Annotated in this window: 16 protein-coding genes; 9 read left to right on the top strand and 7 right to left on the bottom strand. The window is 43.7% G+C overall.

From position 1 onward, the window contains the following. Positions 1-9: 9 nt before the first annotated feature. The gene (locus tag ABJF92_RS06270; protein WP_446814953.1) at positions 10-468 is read right to left on the bottom strand and encodes a DUF2062 domain-containing protein; all 459 of its coding nucleotides are present in this window, start codon (positions 466-468) and stop codon (positions 10-12) included. 103 nt (positions 469-571) lie between these two features. Between ABJF92_RS06270 and ABJF92_RS06265 the strand changes: the two genes are divergently transcribed. Genes ABJF92_RS06265 through murI form a run of 8 tightly spaced genes read left to right on the top strand, consistent with a single transcriptional unit; the run spans position 572 to position 7,090 of the window. Then, positions 572-2,461, top strand: coding sequence for a ComEC/Rec2 family competence protein (locus ABJF92_RS06265; protein WP_446814952.1), 1,890 nt, complete (start codon positions 572-574; stop codon positions 2,459-2,461). A 25-nt stretch (positions 2,462-2,486) separates the two neighbouring features. Further along, a complete protein-coding gene (locus tag ABJF92_RS06260; RefSeq protein ID WP_446814951.1) occupies positions 2,487-3,116 on the top strand; it encodes a MotA/TolQ/ExbB proton channel family protein in 630 nt (209 codons plus the stop codon). Then, positions 3,113-3,532 carry an ExbD/TolR family protein gene (locus tag ABJF92_RS06255; RefSeq protein ID WP_446814950.1) on the top strand — a complete coding sequence of 140 codons (420 nt, stop codon included), beginning with the start codon at positions 3,113-3,115 and terminating at the stop codon, positions 3,530-3,532. Before ABJF92_RS06260 ends, ABJF92_RS06255 begins: the two co-directional genes overlap by 4 nt. Beyond that, positions 3,529-4,566 (top strand): tetraacyldisaccharide 4'-kinase, encoded by a 1,038-nt coding sequence (gene lpxK, locus ABJF92_RS06250; protein ID WP_446814949.1) that lies wholly within the window; start codon positions 3,529-3,531, stop codon positions 4,564-4,566. The genes ABJF92_RS06255 and lpxK overlap by 4 nt, the downstream gene beginning before the upstream one ends. Continuing rightward, positions 4,559-4,750, top strand: coding sequence for a Trm112 family protein (locus ABJF92_RS06245; RefSeq protein WP_446814948.1), 192 nt, complete (start codon positions 4,559-4,561; stop codon positions 4,748-4,750). The genes lpxK and ABJF92_RS06245 overlap by 8 nt, the downstream gene beginning before the upstream one ends. Continuing rightward, positions 4,747-5,217 carry a low molecular weight protein-tyrosine-phosphatase gene (locus ABJF92_RS06240; RefSeq protein WP_446814947.1) on the top strand — a complete coding sequence of 157 codons (471 nt, stop codon included), beginning with the start codon at positions 4,747-4,749 and terminating at the stop codon, positions 5,215-5,217. The genes ABJF92_RS06245 and ABJF92_RS06240 overlap by 4 nt, the downstream gene beginning before the upstream one ends. 6 nt (positions 5,218-5,223) lie before the next feature. Continuing rightward, positions 5,224-6,282, top strand: a complete 1,059-nt coding sequence (gene murB, locus ABJF92_RS06235; RefSeq protein ID WP_446814946.1) for a UDP-N-acetylmuramate dehydrogenase — start codon at positions 5,224-5,226, stop codon at positions 6,280-6,282. 1 nt (position 6,283) lies between these two features. Further along, positions 6,284-7,090 carry a glutamate racemase gene (murI, locus tag ABJF92_RS06230; protein WP_446814945.1) on the top strand — a complete coding sequence of 269 codons (807 nt, stop codon included), beginning with the start codon at positions 6,284-6,286 and terminating at the stop codon, positions 7,088-7,090. An 8-nt stretch (positions 7,091-7,098) separates the two neighbouring features. Here the strand turns inward: murI and ABJF92_RS06225 are convergent, their stop codons facing one another. The 3 genes from ABJF92_RS06225 to rne all read right to left on the bottom strand — a co-directional run bounded on the left by ABJF92_RS06225 (position 7,099) and on the right by rne (position 13,288). Continuing rightward, positions 7,099-8,376: a response regulator gene (locus ABJF92_RS06225; RefSeq protein ID WP_446814944.1), complete on the bottom strand. Its 1,278-nt coding sequence runs from the start codon at positions 8,374-8,376 to the stop codon at positions 7,099-7,101. Positions 8,377-8,550: 174 nt separating this feature from the next. Next, positions 8,551-10,197 carry a SulP family inorganic anion transporter gene (locus ABJF92_RS06220; RefSeq protein ID WP_446814943.1) on the bottom strand — a complete coding sequence of 549 codons (1,647 nt, stop codon included), beginning with the start codon at positions 10,195-10,197 and terminating at the stop codon, positions 8,551-8,553. Between the two features lie 142 nt (positions 10,198-10,339). Next, positions 10,340-13,288, bottom strand: coding sequence for a ribonuclease E (rne, locus tag ABJF92_RS06215; protein WP_446814942.1), 2,949 nt, complete (start codon positions 13,286-13,288; stop codon positions 10,340-10,342). Positions 13,289-13,753: 465 nt separating this feature from the next. Here rne and ABJF92_RS06210 point away from each other — a divergent pair, with 465 nt between their 5' ends. Next, positions 13,754-14,725 carry an RluA family pseudouridine synthase gene (locus ABJF92_RS06210; protein ID WP_446814941.1) on the top strand — a complete coding sequence of 324 codons (972 nt, stop codon included), beginning with the start codon at positions 13,754-13,756 and terminating at the stop codon, positions 14,723-14,725. 39 nt (positions 14,726-14,764) lie between these two features. Here the strand turns inward: ABJF92_RS06210 and ABJF92_RS06205 are convergent, their stop codons facing one another. The 3 genes from ABJF92_RS06205 to gcvH all read right to left on the bottom strand — a co-directional run bounded on the left by ABJF92_RS06205 (position 14,765) and on the right by gcvH (position 19,433). Continuing rightward, entirely contained in the window at positions 14,765-15,856 is a 1,092-nt protein-coding gene (locus ABJF92_RS06205) for a GGDEF domain-containing protein (RefSeq protein WP_446814940.1), read from the bottom strand. 256 nt (positions 15,857-16,112) lie between these two features. Beyond that, positions 16,113-18,977, bottom strand: coding sequence for an aminomethyl-transferring glycine dehydrogenase (gcvP, locus tag ABJF92_RS06200; protein ID WP_446814939.1), 2,865 nt, complete (start codon positions 18,975-18,977; stop codon positions 16,113-16,115). Positions 18,978-19,049: 72 nt separating this feature from the next. Beyond that, positions 19,050-19,433, bottom strand: a complete 384-nt coding sequence (gene gcvH / locus ABJF92_RS06195; RefSeq protein ID WP_446814938.1) for a glycine cleavage system protein GcvH — start codon at positions 19,431-19,433, stop codon at positions 19,050-19,052. Positions 19,434-19,440 lie beyond the last annotated feature (7 nt).

Here is a 19,440-nt window from a genome sequence, read left to right as displayed (position 1 = left end):
TGGCTTTTTTTATTTTTTGCAACGACGGATTTTTCTTTCTTTCCAGCGTTTTAAAACATGCAAACGCCAAATTACCATGATGATCAAGTAAGAAAGTGCGCCCGCGATTATGGCATTGACAAATGAGCCGACGTAAAGAGGAAGCCAAATATGCTCAATTTTGTGCCAAATCCATTCTACAGAAAGCTTAAAATGCTCTTTTTCTCGCGAACCTAAAATTAACGTGCCAATCTTATAGTTAAAATAAAACACAAAAGGCATGGTTAGGGGGTTTGTTAGCCATACAAGCGCAACAGATAGCGGTATGTTAGCTCTTAATGGAATGGCTAACACCGCCGCCGAAAGCATTTGAAGAGGCATGGGAATGAAAGCCCAGAAGACGCCATTAAGAAAAGCTAAAGCAACCGATTTTCGGTTTAAGTGCCATAAATCTGCGGCATAAACTTTATCGCCTAGCAATTTCAACATCTTATTTTGTCGAAGTGTCTCTGGGTTCGGAGTCAGTCTTTTAAAATAACGTTTTGGCATAGGCAAATAAAAATCAGTTTAGCGACAAAGACAGGGAGGTCTTATGTTACTAAGTGGGTTGTTTACTTTAGTCGGCGCGATCATTCTGCCTGCTAAATTAGAGTTGCTGTATTCTACGCACATCATTGTTACCTGTCTCTATCTAATCTACACAAAGCGATTAATTGCATTATGTTTGTTATTTATGTCGATTTTTTCTGTCGCTATTCTTGAGTGGCAGGAAACTCCTGTTTATGAATTCTCGCCAAATCAAGTTGTCTATGTGGATTTTTCTTCAGCAAGTATCGCCATAGATGACTCTGGACACTCTTTACCTCTAACGGCTTATGGTCGCTATGGCATTCGCTGGCAAAATGGTGAAGGTCGCTTTCATCAAATACAGCCTTTAAAGCTGACTCGTTACAACGAAAAAAGTTCCGCCTATAAAGGTGTGATAAAGAAGGTGACTGTCTCTACAAAGGGGGAGAGTTGGATACAAAACTGGCTCTACAGTAAACGCCTCCAAGCTCAACTTGAAATAAATTTCGCTAGCACTCAGGTGGTAACAGAGGTTAATCAAGGTTTTAAGTTGGATCGTTGGGTATTAAACACATTAAATGAAGGGCTGGGGGGCTTTCAATCCTGGCGGCTGACTCAGGCATTAATACTGGGGCGTGATCAACTCTGGTCTGCTAAGGATACATGGTTGGTTCGAAGTTTAGGTCTGTCTCATCTATTTGTTGTATCAGGCTTACACGCGGGCTTCATGTATCTGTTGGGTGTAATGCTAGCGAGATGTATTTGGTGGTGTCTACCCGCTAAATGGTTGCTTATGGGTCTTAATACCGCCTCTCTAAATTTTTTAGTGATTACACCCATGTTGTTGCTTTATGCCTACTTAACGCAATGGGGAGAGCCAATTCTCAGGGCCAGTTTAATGCTTGGGGCGGTTTTGTTCTCTAATATGTTTGCGGTGAGGCTACCTGCCTATCATCTTGTAGGCTTTGCTTTGTGGCTTATTCTCTTATTCGAGCCTAGAAGCATACTACAGCCTAGCTTGTGGCTCTCTTTTAGTATGGTAAGTTTATTGATTGTGTATTGTCAGCCTAAACCACATCGGCTGCGACTGGTTAGTCTACAAATTATGTTAAGTCTGGCGTCCATGGTGCTGGTTTTGGGCTGGCAAACTGAAGTCTCCATTATAACTATTCTGGCAAATTTGCTTATGGTTCCTCTGGTGGCTTTTTTCTGGTTTCCTGTCGGTGCTTTATCTGCTATCGAATGGTTAATCCTTAAGTCGACTTATGTTTACCAGTTGTTAGATTTCCTAATCGACTATGTTCTACAATTTCTAGAATGGTCGGCTTTTCATCTACCGATGTTAGGGCTCTGGATATCGGCGTCCCAGTGGGCCCGGGGCTTATTGATTGTGCTCATCCTATATTGGGTTTATCACGCCCCCTTAAAAAGGAGTTTTCTTGCTGCAGGGTTAATCTTATTTATGCTGATTCAACCCTTTGTTTTTGTTGCTCAAGAGGGAAAATATAGGATAAGTCATAAACACAACGAACTGATTGTGACGCGCGGCAATGAATGGTTGTTTTCGGACGCATGGCATCATGATGATCAGCTTATTGAGCTAAAACTCATTATGCCCGAAGTTAAAGAAAATGTGGCGTTAGCGACTTCATCAAAGATTTCTTTAGTAAGAGATGCTCTAATCAACAAGAAGGTAGAGTGGCTACTAATTAAAAAGCCTATAGAAGAAGATGATAAAGTCTTGCTAAAAGCACTGAGGGTTAATTGGTTACAAATACGTCAGGGTCAATACTTGGATTTTGATATGTCTGAGAGGCATATTCGACTGCATTTTTCTCCTTGTCATTTTACATTTTTTACCTTTAAATCTGACACTTGCAAGCGTATTGAAATACTTGAGAATATGTTAAATTAAGGTCAAATTTTATTGGGAGAGTTTAGTGTTAGCTTTTATTCAGTCGGGTGGTGTTTTCATGTGGCCCTTATTGGCCTGTTCGATTCTCACATTAGCTATCATTCTTGAAAGGTTCTGGACCTTACGTAAATCCCGAGTTGCGCCAGCCGGCTTGTTATCGGATGTCATGACCCGTCTTCGTGATGACAGAATGTCATTGGAATTCATACGAGGTATGCAGGCAAATGCGGGATTAGCCTCAGTATTTGCAGCGGGGCTTTTGAATACGAAACATGGTCGCAGCGCTATGAAAGAAAGCATTCAGGAAGCAGCTAGTCACGTCATACATGAACTAGAACGTTTTATGAGTGCTCTGGGCACCATTGCTGCAATCGCTCCCTTGTTGGGCCTGTTAGGTACTGTGGTCGGTATGATTAAAGTTTTTGCTGTGCTCATGGAAAATGGTGCGGGCAATACCGCGCTATTGGCAGGTGGTATATCTGAAGCATTACTCACTACTGCCGCAGGGCTTGGTGTGGCTATCCCAGCACTGATCTTTCACCGTTACTTTATTCGTCGTATTGATGAACTCGTGGTGAGCATGGAGCAGCAATCTACCAAACTGGTCGATGCATTACATGGAGAAAGAAACAATCATTCAGGAGGCTCTCAGTGAAATTTAAACGTCAAAAAATGGATGACGTGCAAATTAACTTGACGCCTTTGATTGATGTGGTTTTTTTGTTGCTAATCTTTTTTATGGTGAGTACCACTTTCAATCAAAGTACTGAACTAACCATTGATTTACCTACTGCAACAACGGATGCTCCTAAAACCCAAGTGACTCGTGTTGAAATGGTAATTACTGCCGATGGCCAGTACGTTATTAATGGCCAGACGCTAATCAACGAAAAAGTGTCCACCTTGGTTCAGGGTTTAAAAGAAGTGTTTGAAGGGGATTATCAGCGTCCTTTAATCATTACCGCAGACGCAAAGTCCTCCTACGACATGGTGTTGAAAGTCTATGATGCAGCCGCTCAAATAGGGATTACCAAGCTTGCCCATACCGCAAAAAGAGATGTATCTCCGTGAGTCTAGAAAAAACCTTTAATCGCTCTTGGTATCAAGAGAAAGGTTGGACTCAGCTGTTTAAACCTTTACTGCCATTCGTGAATAGAGTGGTAGCGAAGAAACGTAATAACTTCCTACTCAATAAAACCGAATCCTACCGTGCTCCTGTTCCTATCATCGTGGTGGGTAATATTAGTGTGGGGGGGACTGGTAAGTCGCCTATGGTGGTCGCACTCTGCGAACTATTAAAAGCCCAAGGCTATAAACCAGGGATCGTTTCCAGAGGTCATGGGGCTAAAGTTTCTACTCCTATGAAGGTAACAATAGACAGTTTACCCGCCCAAGTAGGTGATGAGCCGGTGATGTTAGCCAGGCGAACTCAATGCCCACTTGTGGTTTTCCCTAAACGAGATGAAGCCGTAAAGCATTTGTTGGTCAATGCCGAGGTGGATGTCGTCATCAGTGATGATGGTATGCAGCATTATGCTTTGCAGCGGGATATTGAAATTGCCATGTTGGATAATCAAAGAGGGCTTGGTAATGGCTATCTTTTGCCTGTGGGTCCTTTAAGGGAGCCAGCAAGTCGATTATTAGAAGTCGACTTTGTGGTGACCATAGGCGAGCAAGTATCGGCTGATTTAGGCAAGTTATCGCTCCCCATTCATGCCATGCCACTACAGACAGATTATCTTTATAAGCTTCAAGCGAGTGAGCGCCTGCCCGCTAAACAGCTGCTGGCTGATCATACTCGATGGCATTTAATGGCAGGCATTGGTAATCCATTACGTTTTCAGTACAGTTTGCAAGCATTAGGCCTGCCTGCTGGCTTCACCCATCAATGGTTTGCGGATCATCATGCATTTGTCGAACAGGACATTCCGACAAATTTACCGGTTATCATGACGGAAAAAGATGCAGTAAAATGTCGGTATCTTAAAACGTCTAACCCAAATATTTGGTATTTACCCATATCCCTTCAATTGACGGCAGAATTCTCCACTGTCTTGTTGGATAAATTAAACAGAATCAATTTGGAATTAAAAAATAATGAATAAAGCTTTGTTAGATATCTTGGTGTGTCCCGTGACTAAAACACCCTTAACCCTAAGTGATGATGGTACAGAGTTAATTAGCCGTGTCAGTGGCATGGCTTATCCTGTGCGCGATGGCATTCCAGTATTGTTGGAAACAGAAGCGAGAACCTTAACGGCAGAAGAGCGAATAGACGGCGCGAAATGAGGCATTATAAGATTCTTACCGTTTGCTTGGGGAATATCTGTCGTTCGCCTGCGGCTCAAGGTTTATTAGAGCGTTCTGGGCAAGATCAAAAACTTGACTTGCAGGTGGATTCCGCGGGTACCGCAGCTTACCATATAGGTAAGCAACCGGATCAACGCTCTATTAAAACGCTCGCAGGACATGGTATCGATATTCGAGGTCAAGCTGCCCGTCAAGTTAGAGTCGAAGATTTTGACTACTATGACTGGATTCTAGCCATGGATAAATCCAATTTGAAGGATTTAAAAGCCATTCAACCTAAAGGCAGTAAGGCTAAACTGGTTTTATTTGGCCAGTTTGACCCTTCCGTAAATTGGGGTGAAATTGCCGACCCATATTATGGCGAAGAGGAAGGATTTGAGCACATGTACAATCACCTTAAGCAGATTTCAGGTGCTTTCATACAACATTTGATGCATACAGATTAAGACCTTATGTTTAATCAATCAGAAATAAATCAAAGCTTAGCCAATGGCGTTATTGAAAATGCATCAATGAAAGCCTACAACACCTTTCGTTTTGATTATATTGCCCAATACCTTGTTGAGGCCCACAGTGCAGAGCACCTTCGCGAGTTGGTCAATTGGGCAAAGGACCATCGTCTTGAAATCACCTTAATTGGTGGGGGCAGCAACTTGCTCATTGCTGCCGATATTGGCGGTTTGGTTATCATTAATAGGATCAAAGGTATTGAGTCCACACCTGAAAAAGATCGAGTAGTACTCAGGGTAGGAGCGGGGGAGAATTGGCACGATTTAGTCACCTTCACCGTTGAAAATGATTGGTACGGAATCGAAAACCTTGCGCTTATACCGGGCACGGCAGGTGCCGCCCCCGTCCAAAATATTGGAGCTTACGGTGTAGAAGTCAAAGATTGCTTAACCCAAGTTAAGGTGCTCGATTTAGCAACAAGCGAGATTAAATGGCTGAAGGCAGAAGAATGTGGTTTTGGCTACCGTGAAAGTCATTTCAAGGGGCAATGGAAAGGCCGTTACTGCATCCTATCCATCGAATTGGCCTTATCTCTCCAAGAGAAATACACATTAGAGTATGGTGGGTTGAATGAGCGATTGAAGGATAACCTTTCCATTCAAACGCTTTATAGAGCAATTTGTCAGATACGCAGTGAAAAATTGCCTAACCCAGCGAAACTGGCTAATGCAGGTAGTTTTTTTAAGAACCCTATAATTGAACTTGAGCATGCCCAACTACTAAAAGAAAAATTCCCTAATATGGTGATGTTCTCAGCAGGTAAAAAAGTCAAGCTAGCGGCGGGTTGGCTTATTGATCAAGCGGGTTGGAAAGGTCATAAATTTAAGGGAGTTGGTGTGTATGACAAACAAGCCCTTGTGATGGTGAATTACGAGGAACAAACCGCCAATGCTCTGCTTGATCTAGAAGGGCAAATTAAGCTTTCTGTATTTGAAAAATTTTCGGTTAAGCTTGAGCGCGAGCCGGTTATATTGCCTCATTCTCGTGTGGGAGGAGTTTAGCATGAAGGTTGGTGTGATGGATTCAGGTGTGGGTGGTATCACTATTTTAAATGCTATTCAGCATCAACTGCCATTTCTTGAGCTACATTATCTCGCCGATGATGTATTTGCTCCCTATGGCGAGAAAGACCAAGCCTCTTTACAAGAGCGACTTCTAAAAATTGGCAGATACTTCGAGATGTTGGGTGTCTCTGCCATTGTCGTTGCGTGCAATACTGCTACGGTTGCAGGTATAGAGACCCTAAGACAGCACACAAGTTTGCCAGTGATAGGTGTAGAGCCTGCTGTGAAACCAGCTTGTCGTATAAGTAAGAGGCGAGAAGTGGCTGTGTTAGCGACACCCTTTACCGCTAAAAGCGAACGATTGAACAATCTAATTGATCTGTGGAAATTAGACAGTCATGTAACCATTTATTCTAGTGTGTCGCTGGCTTTTGATATCGATTTATGGCCAGATTCCAAGGCTAAAATTCAGCATACGGTCGCGCAATTATGTGCTGAAATGAAGCGGCAGAAGGTGGATACTTTAGTGTTGGCTTGTACACACTATCCTTTAGTGATGAATTTCTTCAAAGCTGAGATGGAGGAAGGATGTGAGATTGTTGAGCCTAGCCAAGGTGTCGTTGCGCAACTCTTAAGACGCTTAACTGAGACTTACCCTCTGGGTATTGATGAGTCTAAAGTTGAAAGCTCAGTATCACATATCTATTTATACAGCACACAGAGTGAGCAGAGCACAGAACGCTTTCTGCATTGGCTCAGTCAGCCTGATTCTGTTGTTAATAAACAATATGTACTTATTACCTAGATTGCGTTTTACAGTGTCATGATGACTAAGCCTAATTTACGTTTAAGGTTTAGTTCTTGCAGGTGGTTGAGTGGCGCGGCTTCTTGGCTGCGAATTAAAATGTCCCATTCTCGCCAAACTCTGATGGCATCTTCTAATTGCTCAATTATTAAATACCTTTGTAACTCAGCTCGGTAGGAGTTTGATAGCGCAACCGGATTGTCCTGGGCGATGACTCTTAGTCGAAATAATGAGCGCCGAAACTTCTCAGTGAGTTCACTATCATCGGGTCTTTGCTCTATAAGTTTCGTTAGTACTCTTAAATGAACATAATAACGTTCAAAGTTCTCTTTCTCTGTTTCTCGTACGTAGCGAATCACTCGTGAGTAAGTCACTTCTGCCGTTTCCCAATCATTCAGCTTAAGACTTAACTTGCCCAATCTGATGTTTCTCTCTAATGATCTTGATGAAATAGCTAGTACATCAACTAAGGCTTTTTGAGCTAAGGTGAGCTCTTCACTGGCTTCGTAAGCTGTAGCTAGGTGGTCGTACGCAGACAAAAAATGTTTGTTTAATGAAAGTGTTTGCTTGAAGTGTTCTATGGCTAAGGCATGGGATTCAAGCTTTAGATCGCATAAGGCTAAATGGAAAAAAGCCCATGCATAATTGGGTTTGTCTTGAGTAATACTGAAATAATGCTCTCGTGCTTGTTTGAAGAGACCACGTTTTGTTAGTGATTCTCCAATAGCTTTTAAGCATAAACTGAGGTATTGAGGGAAGTCTAGCATGACTTTTTTAGATAAAGACTCCATCAACTCATAGTCTTTATCTGCGCGAGCTTTATCAATGTGAGAGAAATTAAATTTTTGTTCGATAACGCGTTCAATTCGTCGCTGGAAAGCATTAGGCAGAAATGGCTTGACTAGATAACCGTCAGGCTCGTATTCCATGACGCCCACAACATTTTCATAGCTGGTATCGGCCGTGACCATGATAAAGCTGCAAATGTGGCTTGTTGTGTAAAAGCGGCGAGCGTATTCAAGAACATGCTGGCCATTAAAATCTTCACCGAGATTGTAATCGCAGAGAATTAGATCATATTGAGTGTTGCGAATACTTTCAAAAGCGCGTTTGGCCGTTGGGATGGTATCAATAAATCCATAGCCTAAATTGACCATAAGTGACTTAAGTAATATCCGCATGTCGGATAGGTCATCAATAATCAGTACTTTTTGTTCAGTGAGCTCACTATGGAAAAATTGACTTTTATCGCTACTGGAAAACTCTGCTGCTAATACATCGGTCATAATCAACTCATTTGTTATCTTGCAAATTCACCTTTCTGGATCATTGAAGTGACTGAAAGATTTATAATGCAATAAAAAAGTCTAGCTGAATAGGGGGGTGACGGTTTTGGTTAATTATAACGACTCGCTGAGGTAGGCTAACGATTAAGCTAGGTTAATCGTTAGCCTTTAGTATTAAGAAAGGTTGTTAACCGCGTGCTCTAGAGCGGATTTTCGCGAATCACAAAAAGCATTGTGGGGTAAGCGTTGCATGACGCCAAGCTTTTCTAAACGTTCTGTGGTTTGGCCGTTCGGGCTAAAGATATAGACGTCACATCCAGCTTCAATAGCATCTTTGATGGCGTTTTCCAGTGCTAAACTAACGGTTAAGTCCATCATAGGCACAGCACTTAGATCCAATACAACTGCTTTATATTGATGAATGCGATTGTGGTGTTTTGCGATGGCTTTACTTACGCCAAATATCATAGGGCCGGAAAGATAAAATACGAGAACGCGTCCTTCTGCTTGATCAAGCAACTCTCTTTCGTCTTCGGTAAGAGGAACGTCATCGTCTGCATCGCTAATGGCTTTAACATTACCTGATTGTAAGCGGCTGAGTTTTTCAATGGTAATGATGTTGGCAATGAATACACCAATACCCACGGCAACCATAAGGTCAACAAAGACAGTGAGTGCCATGACGCCATACATGATAATAGTCGGCATTAAAGCGACTTTATGGGCTCGCTTTAAGAAACTCCAATCAAGAATGTTAATCCCTACATAGAGAGCAATACCGGCTAACACCGCCATCGGAATAGGACTGGTAAGCTGGGAGGCTCCCAACACCACCAATAGCAAGATAAAAGCACGCACTATGCCGGCAATTGGGGATTTGGCGCCCGACTGAATGTTAACAACCGTACCCATGGTAGCGCCAGCACCTGGTAAGCCGCCTAATAGACCGGAGAACAAATTGGCGACACCTTGACCGACAAGTTCACGGTTTGAGTCGTGCTCTTTTCGAGTCAAGCTATCGGCAATCACTGCCGTTAGTAAGGTGTCGATGCAACCTAAAGTGCCTAAGACAAGGGCGTCAATGACCATCTCCATCATGACTTCAGAGCCAAAGTGTGGCCATTGAATGGCAGGTAAACCCGATGGAATTTCACCAATTCTGCGAACACCTGTATCACTGAAAAGTAACATTGAAATCAAAGTGACGACAACCAAGGCCACGAGTTGAGGGGGCACTAGGCGGCGCCACTTTTTAGGTAAATAAAACAAAACCCCTAGCGTTAGAGCGCCCAAAAATAGCTCGGAAAACTTGAGTTCAAGAATTAGATTAGGTAACGCAGTGATTGTACCCATTACACCGCCAGCGGGTGAAGGGTGGCCAAGGAAGGGGGCTAATTGCAAAATTATTAGTATGACACCTATGCCTGACATGAAGCCTGAAATAACGCTATAGGGCATAAGAGTGATGTATTTCCCAAGCTTCAAGTAGCCTAAGGTTATTTGGAAGAGTCCGGCCATCATCACGACAGTGAAAGCCATGGCCACACCACCTTCCGGGTAGCTCGCTAGCATGCTGGTTAAAACGGCGGTCATGATAACCGTCATGGGTCCCGTCGGTTCAGAAATTAACGAAGTCGAGCCGCCAAATAAGGCCGCAAATAAGCCGACTAATATGGCTCCCCATAAACCGGCTTCTGCCCCAGCGCCGGACGCAACCCCAAAGGCGAGAGCAAGTGGTAAAGAGACGATAGCAGTGGTTACCCCACCGAAAAGGTCGCCCACTAGAGACCAATCTTTAAAGCGAGAAAAATCAATTATCATTAGTTTGTGTGCCCATTCATCTAATGTTAGTTGTGTTAAATATCTTAGTATGAAAATACTATTTGGCAGATTAACATTTAAAAAGCCTAAGTTACAAAAGAGCCCGCATAAAGCGGGCTCTTTGCGTAACTTTAAAGCAAAACTACTCTTGTTCAGCTGCTTCTTGTGAAGTGCTGTCAGTGGTAGTGCGTTCTAGTCTAGGGTCGTTTTTAACGCGTCCTGTAGAGCGACGTCTTTGGCCGGCTGCATTACGTTTCTCTTCCTGTTCCTTACGGATTTGTTCTTGCTGGGCAAGAATGGCCTCTGGAAGTTCAACAGGAGGTTGAATCGTGCTGTTATCAGCTTTCACTGTTGGCTTGCCGCGACCACGCCTAGGTGAACGAGCCGGACGAGCAGGCTTGGTTTCAGTTGCTGCAGGTGTCTCTTCAACTGCCGGAGCTTCTACCGCTACAGGCGTTTCTTCAACTACTGGAGCTTCTATCGCTACAGGCGTTTCTTCAACTATTGGAGCTTCTTCAACTGCCGGAGCTTCTATCGCTACAGGCGTTTCTTCAACTACTGGAGCTTCTTCAACTGCCGGAGCTTCTACCGCTACATGCGTTTCTTCAACTACTGGAGCTTCTACCGCTACAGGTGCTTCTTCAACTACAGGTGCTTCTTCAACTACAGGTGTTTCTTCAACTGCCGGAGCTTCTGCCGCTACAGGTGTTTCTTCAACTGCTGCAGTCGTTTCAGCTACTGGGGTGGCTTCCTCTTTATGATTAGCAACTTCTACCACAGGTGCTGCTTTGGCATCATTGTTGTCTGTCGTTTCGTTACTTTCAGTTAGCGTTTGTTGAGTGTTATCCTCTTTCTGAGGGCGGCGAGAACGACGCGAGCGACGTGAGCGACGTTCACGAGGTGCATCAGCGTTATCATCTTTTTGCGCGGCTTCATTAATCTGAGCAGCTTCTAAAGCATTCGCTTCTTCTTGCTCTTTTAATTTTCCTGCTTCAAGAGCTTCATCTTTTAGCTTGCCGTTACGACGACGATTTTCATTGCGGTCACGTTTTCTTTCCTTTACTTCAGGTACTTGTTTTGCTTTAGGCTGACGAGAAGGTTTTACTGCCGCTTCTTGCTTTTCAGCGCGAGGTTCTTGGCTATCCGACTTGTTATTGCGGTTACGACGGTTACCTTTTGTTCCAGCTTCCGCTTCTTCTCGACGTGATTGACGAGTAGAGCGTTGGTTTTCATTCGAATTATCACGATCAGCGTTCTGATGTTTGGCACTGCGCTTGTTACGATTCGGACGATTACTAGACTTCGCTTTTGGCTTGTCGTTGGTGGTCGTTTTTCTGTTATGTTGTGATGTGTTTTTCTCTTTGGACGCCTTTTCGCTAGCACTTGGGGCATCACCAAATAGCGCTGTAAATAGACGGCTTAACAAGCTTGGCTTATTTACTTTTGCTTTAGGTGCAGGCGTTACCGGCGCTTTATGTTCAGGTGCTGGTGCGTTCGGTGCAATACTAGTGACAGCGGCTTGAGGGCGCACATCTTCGTTAACCTGACGTGGTTCATAAGGTGGCTGCTCTGGTGTTTCTACAAGCGTGTAGCTGTTTTCGTTTTGCGTCACAACACTGCTGTCATCGCGAATACGCTCAACCTCAAAATGCGGTGTTTCCATATGAGGGTTTGGCACAAGAATGATATGAACACTGTTGCGCTTTTCGATCTTGGCGATGTTGGTACGTTTTTCGTTTAGCAAGAAAGTTGCAACAGATACAGGCAACACCGCTCTGATTTGAGCAGTACGTTCTTTAGAACATTCTTCTTCTATAAGGCGAAGCACAGATAAAGCAAGAGACTCAACGTCACGGATAAAACCTTGACCATTACAACGTGGACACACAATGCCACTGGTTTCCCCTAGTGAAGGGCGCAAGCGTTGACGGGACATCTCAAGCAAACCGAAGCGAGAAATACGGCCCAGTTGTACACGGGCGCGATCTGCCTCAAGGGCATTTTTCATGCGATTTTCGACTTCTTTCTGGTTACGTACCGGCGTCATATCGATAAAGTCGATAACCACCAAGCCGCCAATGTCACGCAGACGTAACTGGCGAGCAATCTCGTCTGCTGCTTCTAAGTTAGTTTGTAGAGCGGTTTCTTCAATGTCACCGCCCTTTGTTGCTCTAGCGGAGTTGATATCGATGGACACTAACGCTTCGGTTGGGTCGATAACGATTGAACCACCAGAAGGTAGTCTAACTTCGCGTTGGAAAGCGGTTTCTATTTGTGTCTCGATCTGGAAACGGTTGAACAATGGCGTGGAGTCTGTGTACATTTTAATACGAGATTTGAAATGCGGCATCACCTGCATAACAAAGTTAATCGCATCTTGGTAAGCACTTTTTTCATCGATCAGCACTTCGCCAATGTCTTCACGTAAGTAGTCGCGAATCGCACGAATAACGATGTTACTTTCTTGATATATCAAGAATGGTGCTGGTTTTTCAGAGGCTGCTTTAGTAATAGATGACCATAGTGTATCTAGGTAGTCCAAATCCCACTGTAGCTCCTCAGTCGAGCGACCAACGCCAGCAGTACGAACAATTAAGCCACCATTTTCAGGTGTTTTAAGGCCAGACATAGCCTCTTTAAGTTGTGATCTATCATCTCCATCAATACGACGAGAAATACCACCCGCTCTAGGATTGTTTGGCATTAGCACTAAGTAACGCCCAGCCAAGCTAACAAATGTTGTTAGGGCAGCGCCCTTGTTGCCTCGCTCTTCTTTATCTACTTGAACAATTACTTCTTGACCTTCGCTAAGAACATCTTTGATGTTGATGCGGCCTTCGTGATTGGATTTTTTAGAAAAGTAGGTTTTGGAAATTTCTTTAAGAGGGAGGAAGCCGTGACGTTCAGCACCAAAATCGACAAATGCCGCTTCAAGACTGGGTTCAATGCGAGTAATTCGGCCTTTATAAATATTCGACTTTTTTTGCTCTCGTGAACCAGATTCGATATCAAGATCATACAAACGCTGTCCATCAACTAGGGCAACGCGCAACTCTTCTTGTTGAGTTGCATTTATTAGCATTCTAATCATTTTATTTGTGAACTCTGTTAGCTGAGTCGAACAGATTCCATTCAAAGGAAGGTAAGTCGTACTAAACGTGCAGACTTAGGTCGAGAATTTCTTATTGGTATTGTTCAGGCGAGTGGAGTACGCGATACGTTCATTGTTATTAAACGCTTGATGCGGTCGCTGCCGTAATAAGTTCCAAATACTGTCTTAACCTATCTCTTTTTTCTTTAATAGAGAAATGCTTATGCAATGCCCTGTAAGTAACGAGAATACTTTCCACTGAAGCGGATTTGTCCGAATCATGCGGTTTATTATTTAAGATTGACTGTTACAGAGGTAAGATAGGAGGGTGAAGTGTCGCTTCACCGTTTCATTCATTTCTTGCATCATATCTTCGAGGTGTTTTGTTGCCTCTTACCCTTTGCGAATGTGAATATAACAGTAAAAACTAAGTGCTTCAATTATAAAGGAAAGCAATCTTTGGTTATGTCGGAATTAGAGCAAAATAACAGCCCTCGTCCAGCTGTTAGATACGTCACCATAGACGAAAATAATATTGATCAGAGAATCGATAACTTCTTGGTTACCTTTCTTAAAGGCGTGCCTAAAGGAAAAATCTATAATTTACTTCGTAAAGGTGAAATTCGCGTCAATAAAAAGCGCACTAAACCAGACTATCGCTTACAAATGGGTGATATTGTTCGAATTGCGCCAATTGTCATTGCGCCAGAAGCGGATAAGCCCAGCCTGCCTGAACGTTTAAAAGCAGAAATTGAATCTCGCATTGTGTATGAAGATAAGGGTCTTATCGTTGTCGATAAGCCGTCAGGTATTGCTGTACATGGCGGTAGTGGTTTGAGTTTTGGTTTGATTGAGATAATTCGCCAAATACGACCGCAAGAAAAATTTGTTGAGCTTGCTCATCGACTTGATCGAGATACATCAGGACTCATCATGATCGCCAAAAAACGTGCCGTTCTAAAAGAGCTTCACACTGCGCTCAGAGAAAAAACAGGGTTACAGAAAACTTATCTTGCTTTGGTATACGGCCACTGGCCAAAACGCAAAGTACAGGTTAATGCCCCATTATTAAAAAACGAACTGAAATCTGGTGAACGTGTGGTGAAAGTACATCATGATGGTAAAGAAAGTTTAACGCGTTTTAAATTGGTGCGTCAGTTTGAAGATTACAGTTTAGTAGAGTGTGAGCCTGTTACCGGTCGTACTCACCAAATCAGGGTGCATGCTTTGCATGCGGGCTATCCGATAGTGGGGGATGAAAAATATGCCAGTGCAGAGCAATTAAAGCTTACCAAAGAGTTAGGCTTTAAAAGACTTTGTTTGCATGCGACTCGTCTAGATATGGCGTTACAAGGAGAGCGCCTTTTGTTAGAAGCGCCGATTGAAAAGTCTTGGCAACAATTGATGAGCAATGTGTTGGTGGCTAAGTTTTCTTAACGTATAAAAGTAGAATGTGGTAGCGTCCAGCCGCCACATCTATGAACATTCATAATCCATAGCTATTCTATCTCGGCCACTGTTCTTGGCTTCATAGAGCAAGGTGTCTGCTTTTTTTAAACTTTCAATCTGGTTATCCAGTGTGTTGACCTCAATAAGGCCAGCACTAAAGGTAATGGTGCCATGCTCAAAACTTGTGTTGCGTAATTTGTCTGCTAATACGTTTAAGTTGGTAAAAGCTTCCATTTTACTGATCGGCATAAGTAAAACAAACTCTTCGCCACCCAACCTTACTGCGAGTCCATTTGAGTTTACGGCACTTTCTTGTAAAAGTTCTGCTAATTTTCGAAGTACATGGTCCCCATAGGCATGACCATAATTATCGTTTACTTGCTTGAACCAATCTAAATCAATGATGGCTAAACACAGCTGATCTGTATTGTTCTGCCACGCACTGTATTCTCTTTCTAAGATGTGTCGGTTAGATAGCCCAGTTAAAGAGTCTTGTTCAGACAATAAGCGTAATCGGACGGATAAGGCTTCCACCTTCTGTTGTTCGAGCCGAAAGTGCATAGTGTTGGCAGAGATAAGCAATAGCATGACAAGACTCACCAAAAAAAATGACACGATCAAGTCGATCTGCTGAGTTTCTAAGTTAGGATAGTTGAAAATCCAATCTGGGTTTTGTCTCTCAATAATCATTAGTGGTAATGGAATCAAGATACAAAGCCCTTGGGCTATTTTCTGGTAAATGCCAAACTGTCTAAAGTTTGCCGTTATATAAATTAGAGCCGCTAAACCTAGTAAATAAGTTGGTCCACAGGATCCGGCATTAAAAAACCAATTTACCGGCACGCTTAATATTGGCATCAGCATCATAAACACAATTGCCATGGTGTCGAACTGGTTGTGAAACCTTGAGCGAAACCATATCCAAGCTAAAAAAAGCCCTAAAGCCAACTGAAAATACACATTTCCTATATCTGAAGCGTGGTAAAAATAATTGAACCAAGAGGAAAAGAGGTAGCCACCGCTGCAAGTGATGAGTGCTGCATGGTGGGTATATTGAGTCGGGGAGTTTTGATCCCCAAGTAGTTTGCGAAGGATGTTTTTAATTTTAATATCTAACACCGATAAAATCCTAAGTCTGGCTTACGGGCATCATTTGGCCTCAGACTTTATAAAAATGAATTCTACCACTCGGTTAGGAATATCTATTTTGAAGTTTGTAATTTAGTGTGATTGTGGATTACAAGACTAAAACAAATTTTATATTGACGCTTGCGAGTCGGTTTTTTGGTCAATATGTACGCTGTGATTTTTTAGGCAAAAAAAAGCGAGTAACTTTTATCCTGCTGGAAATGAGTTACTCGCTTGTTAAGACTAGTTAGTCTTCATAACTGTCAATCGGTGGGCATTCACAAAACAAGTTACGATCTCCGTAAACATTGTCTATGCGTCCAACAGGAGGCCAGTATTTTCGCGCTTTAATCCAAGCTAGTGGGTAAGCCGCTTCTTTACGGGTGTAGGCGTGTGCCCATTCGATCCCTAGCAAGCTGTCAGCGGTATGAGGGGCATTTACAAGAGGGTTGTCCTCTAAAGGCCAGTCGCCTGATTGCACTTTAGCAATCTCTTGGCGAATTTGAATCATGGCATCACAAAAGCGATCCAGTTCTTCAAGGTTTTCGGATTCGGTTGGCTCTATCATAAGCGTGCCCGCAACAGGGAAAGACATCGTTGGCGCATGGAAACCAAAATCCATTAAACGCTTGGCAATGTCTTCTTCACTAATGCCTGACTCAGCTTTCAACGGACGAATATCGATTATGCATTCATGGGCGACAGTATTGTTTTTGCCGGTGTAAAGCACAGGGTAATGGCCGCTCAAACGCTTAGCTACGTAGTTGGCATTTAGGATGGCGTTGTAAGTCGCATCACGTAAGCCAATGTCGCCCATCATCTTAATGTACATCCAAGTGATGACTAATATGCTGGCACTGCCATAGGGTGCTGCGGAGACGGCACCATGTTGCTCTGCCATACCCAGTACCGGTGTCACTGCGTGACCTGGTAAGAAAGGCGCCAAATGGGATTTAACACCGATAGGTCCCATGCCTGGGCCACCACCACCGTGGGGAATACAGAAGGTTTTGTGCAGGTTTAAGTGGGAGACATCACCACCAAAGCTGCCTGGAGGTGCCACACCAACCAGTGCATTTAAGTTAGCGCCATCGATGTATACCTGGCCGCCAAACTTGTGAACAATGTCACAGACTTCTCGAATGTGTTCTTCAAATACACCGTGAGTAGAAGGGTAGGTGGCCATAATGCAGCTCAGTTGATCTGCATGTTTTTCAGCTTTGGCGGCAAGGTCAACAAGATCGATATTGCCGTCTTCATCGCATTTAACAATGACCACTTTCATGCCAGCTAATGCTGCTGAAGCTGGGTTAGTACCATGGGCAGAGCTTGGGATTAGGCAGATGTTACGACCGTCGTCACCGCGAGATTTGTGGTATTTATCGATAGCGATAAGCCCCGCGTATTCCCCTTGAGCGCCAGAGTTAGGTTGCAAAGAAACTGTGTCATAGCCAGTTGCTTTGGCGAGCATGTCGATTAGCTCGTTAAGCAAAGTGTGGTAACCAGATACTTGGTAGTCTGGTGCAAATGGATGGATACGTCCAAACTCAGCCCAAGTCACCGGAATCATTTCCGATGCGGCGTTAAGTTTCATCGTACAGGACCCCAAAGGAATCATACTTTGGTTTAGGGCGATGTCTTTAACCTCTAACTGATGCATATAGCGCATCAATTCAGTTTCGCTATGATGACTGTTGAATACAGGGTGAGACAGAATGCTATCTTGACGTAATAGGCTGTCATCGAAGCCTTGTGCTGAAGCCGCTTCAGCAATCTCAGAAGTGTCTAGTTTGAAACCAAAACATTCGGCTAGATCACTAAGGTCTTCCATAGTGATGGTTTCATTAAAGCTTAAGGACAGTTGAGCATCGCTAACCTTGTAAAAGTTCATTAGCTTGTTTTGACCTGCGGCAATGATGTCATCAGTGGCGGCGTTGGTGTCAATAACAAGGGTGTCGAAGTAGTGATCGTTACAAGTGAAGCTGTTTGCTTTTAATGCCGTAGCGAAGCAATGGGTTAAAGCCGCTACACGCTTAGCAATTTTCTTAAGGCCTTGAGGGCCGTGATAAACGGCATAAAAACCAGCCATCATTGCCAGTAATGCTTGAGCGGTACAGATGTTTGATGTGGCTTTTTCGCGGCGAATGTGCTGCTCGCGAGTCTGCATGGCCATACGCAGTGCAGGTTTGCCATGGCTGTCTTTTGAAACACCAATGACTCGGCCTGGCATAGAACGCTTATAGGCATCTTTGGTTGCTAGGAATGCAGCGTGAGGGCCACCGAACCCCATTGGCACGCCAAAGCGTTGAGCGCTACCGAAAACAATATCTGCACCCATTTCACCAGGAGATTTGATCAACACGAGTGCCAATAGGTCAACCGCTGTACTCACCAAAGCGCCTTGCTCATGAGCCTCGGCAATAAAGTCAGTAAGGTCTGTCACTGTGCCGTCGATACCTGGGTATTGAACAATGGCACCAAATACATCATGTTGTGAAAAATTGGCAATATCATCAACGACGACTTCAATGTTAAGCAGTTCCGCGCGGGTTTTTACCACGTCAATGGTTTGTGGTAGGCAGTGGTTGGCTACAAACAAAGTATCGCTTTTCTTGCGGTTGGAACGCTTCATCAGTGTCATGGCTTCCGCTGCTGCGGTCGCTTCATCAAGCAAAGAGGCGTTAGAAATTTCCATGCCAGTAAGGTCGATAACGACTTGCTGGAAGTTTAGCAGTGCTTCTAGACGACCTTGAGAAATCTCTGGTTGGTAAGGTGTGTAGGCCGTGTACCAGCCTGGGTTTTCTAATAGGTTGCGTAGAATAGGGGAAGGCACATGCGTGTCGTGGTAGCCCATACCAATAAAAGAGCGAGCGACTTTGTTGTGTTTCGCAATGGCTTGCAATTGAACAAGTGCTTCATTTTCGCTGATGGGTTGAGAGCTTAATTCTAGATTGGCTTGGCGAATTGCTTGTGGAACAGTTTTCTCAATTAATGAAGCTAAGGAGTCCGTGCCTATACTGGCCAGCATTTTAGCCTGTTCATTGGCGTCTGGCCCAATGTGACGTGAAATGAATTCATCACTATTTAACAAATCGCGGATACACGAAGTCATGGCGTTCTACCTATTAGAAATTATCGGGAGATATTGGCGTCTTGCAATGAGCGCAAAACGCCAGTTTAGAGCTTACTCAATTGAGGCTGAATAGCCTTCGGCATCAAGTAATTTATCGAGTTCGGAGCTGTCGCTTAATTTGATTTTAGCAATCCAGGCGCCTTCGAAAGGTTCTTCGTTGATCAGTTCAGGAGCATCTTCTAGCGCTTCGTTTACGGCAACTACTTCACCGGAAATAGGTGCGTAGATATCGGAGGCGGCCTTAACAGATTCAACGAGAGAAAACTGTTCTGCAGCAGAGGTTTCAAGGCCGATTTCAGGTAGCTCGACATAAACGACATCGCCCAATAGATCTTGAGCGTGGTCTGTAATGCCAACGGTAACAGTGCCGTCGCCATTATCTAAAACCCACTCATGAGACTCTGCATACTTTAAATTTGCTGGGATGTTACTCATTAGTATG

Origin of the sequence: Marinomonas sp. (genome assembly GCF_039940335.1) — a bacterium.
GTDB lineage: Bacteria > Pseudomonadota > Gammaproteobacteria > Pseudomonadales > Marinomonadaceae > Marinomonas.
The sequence above is the reverse complement of the archived record's forward strand: the minus strand, read 5'-3'. Positions and strand labels throughout refer to the sequence as shown.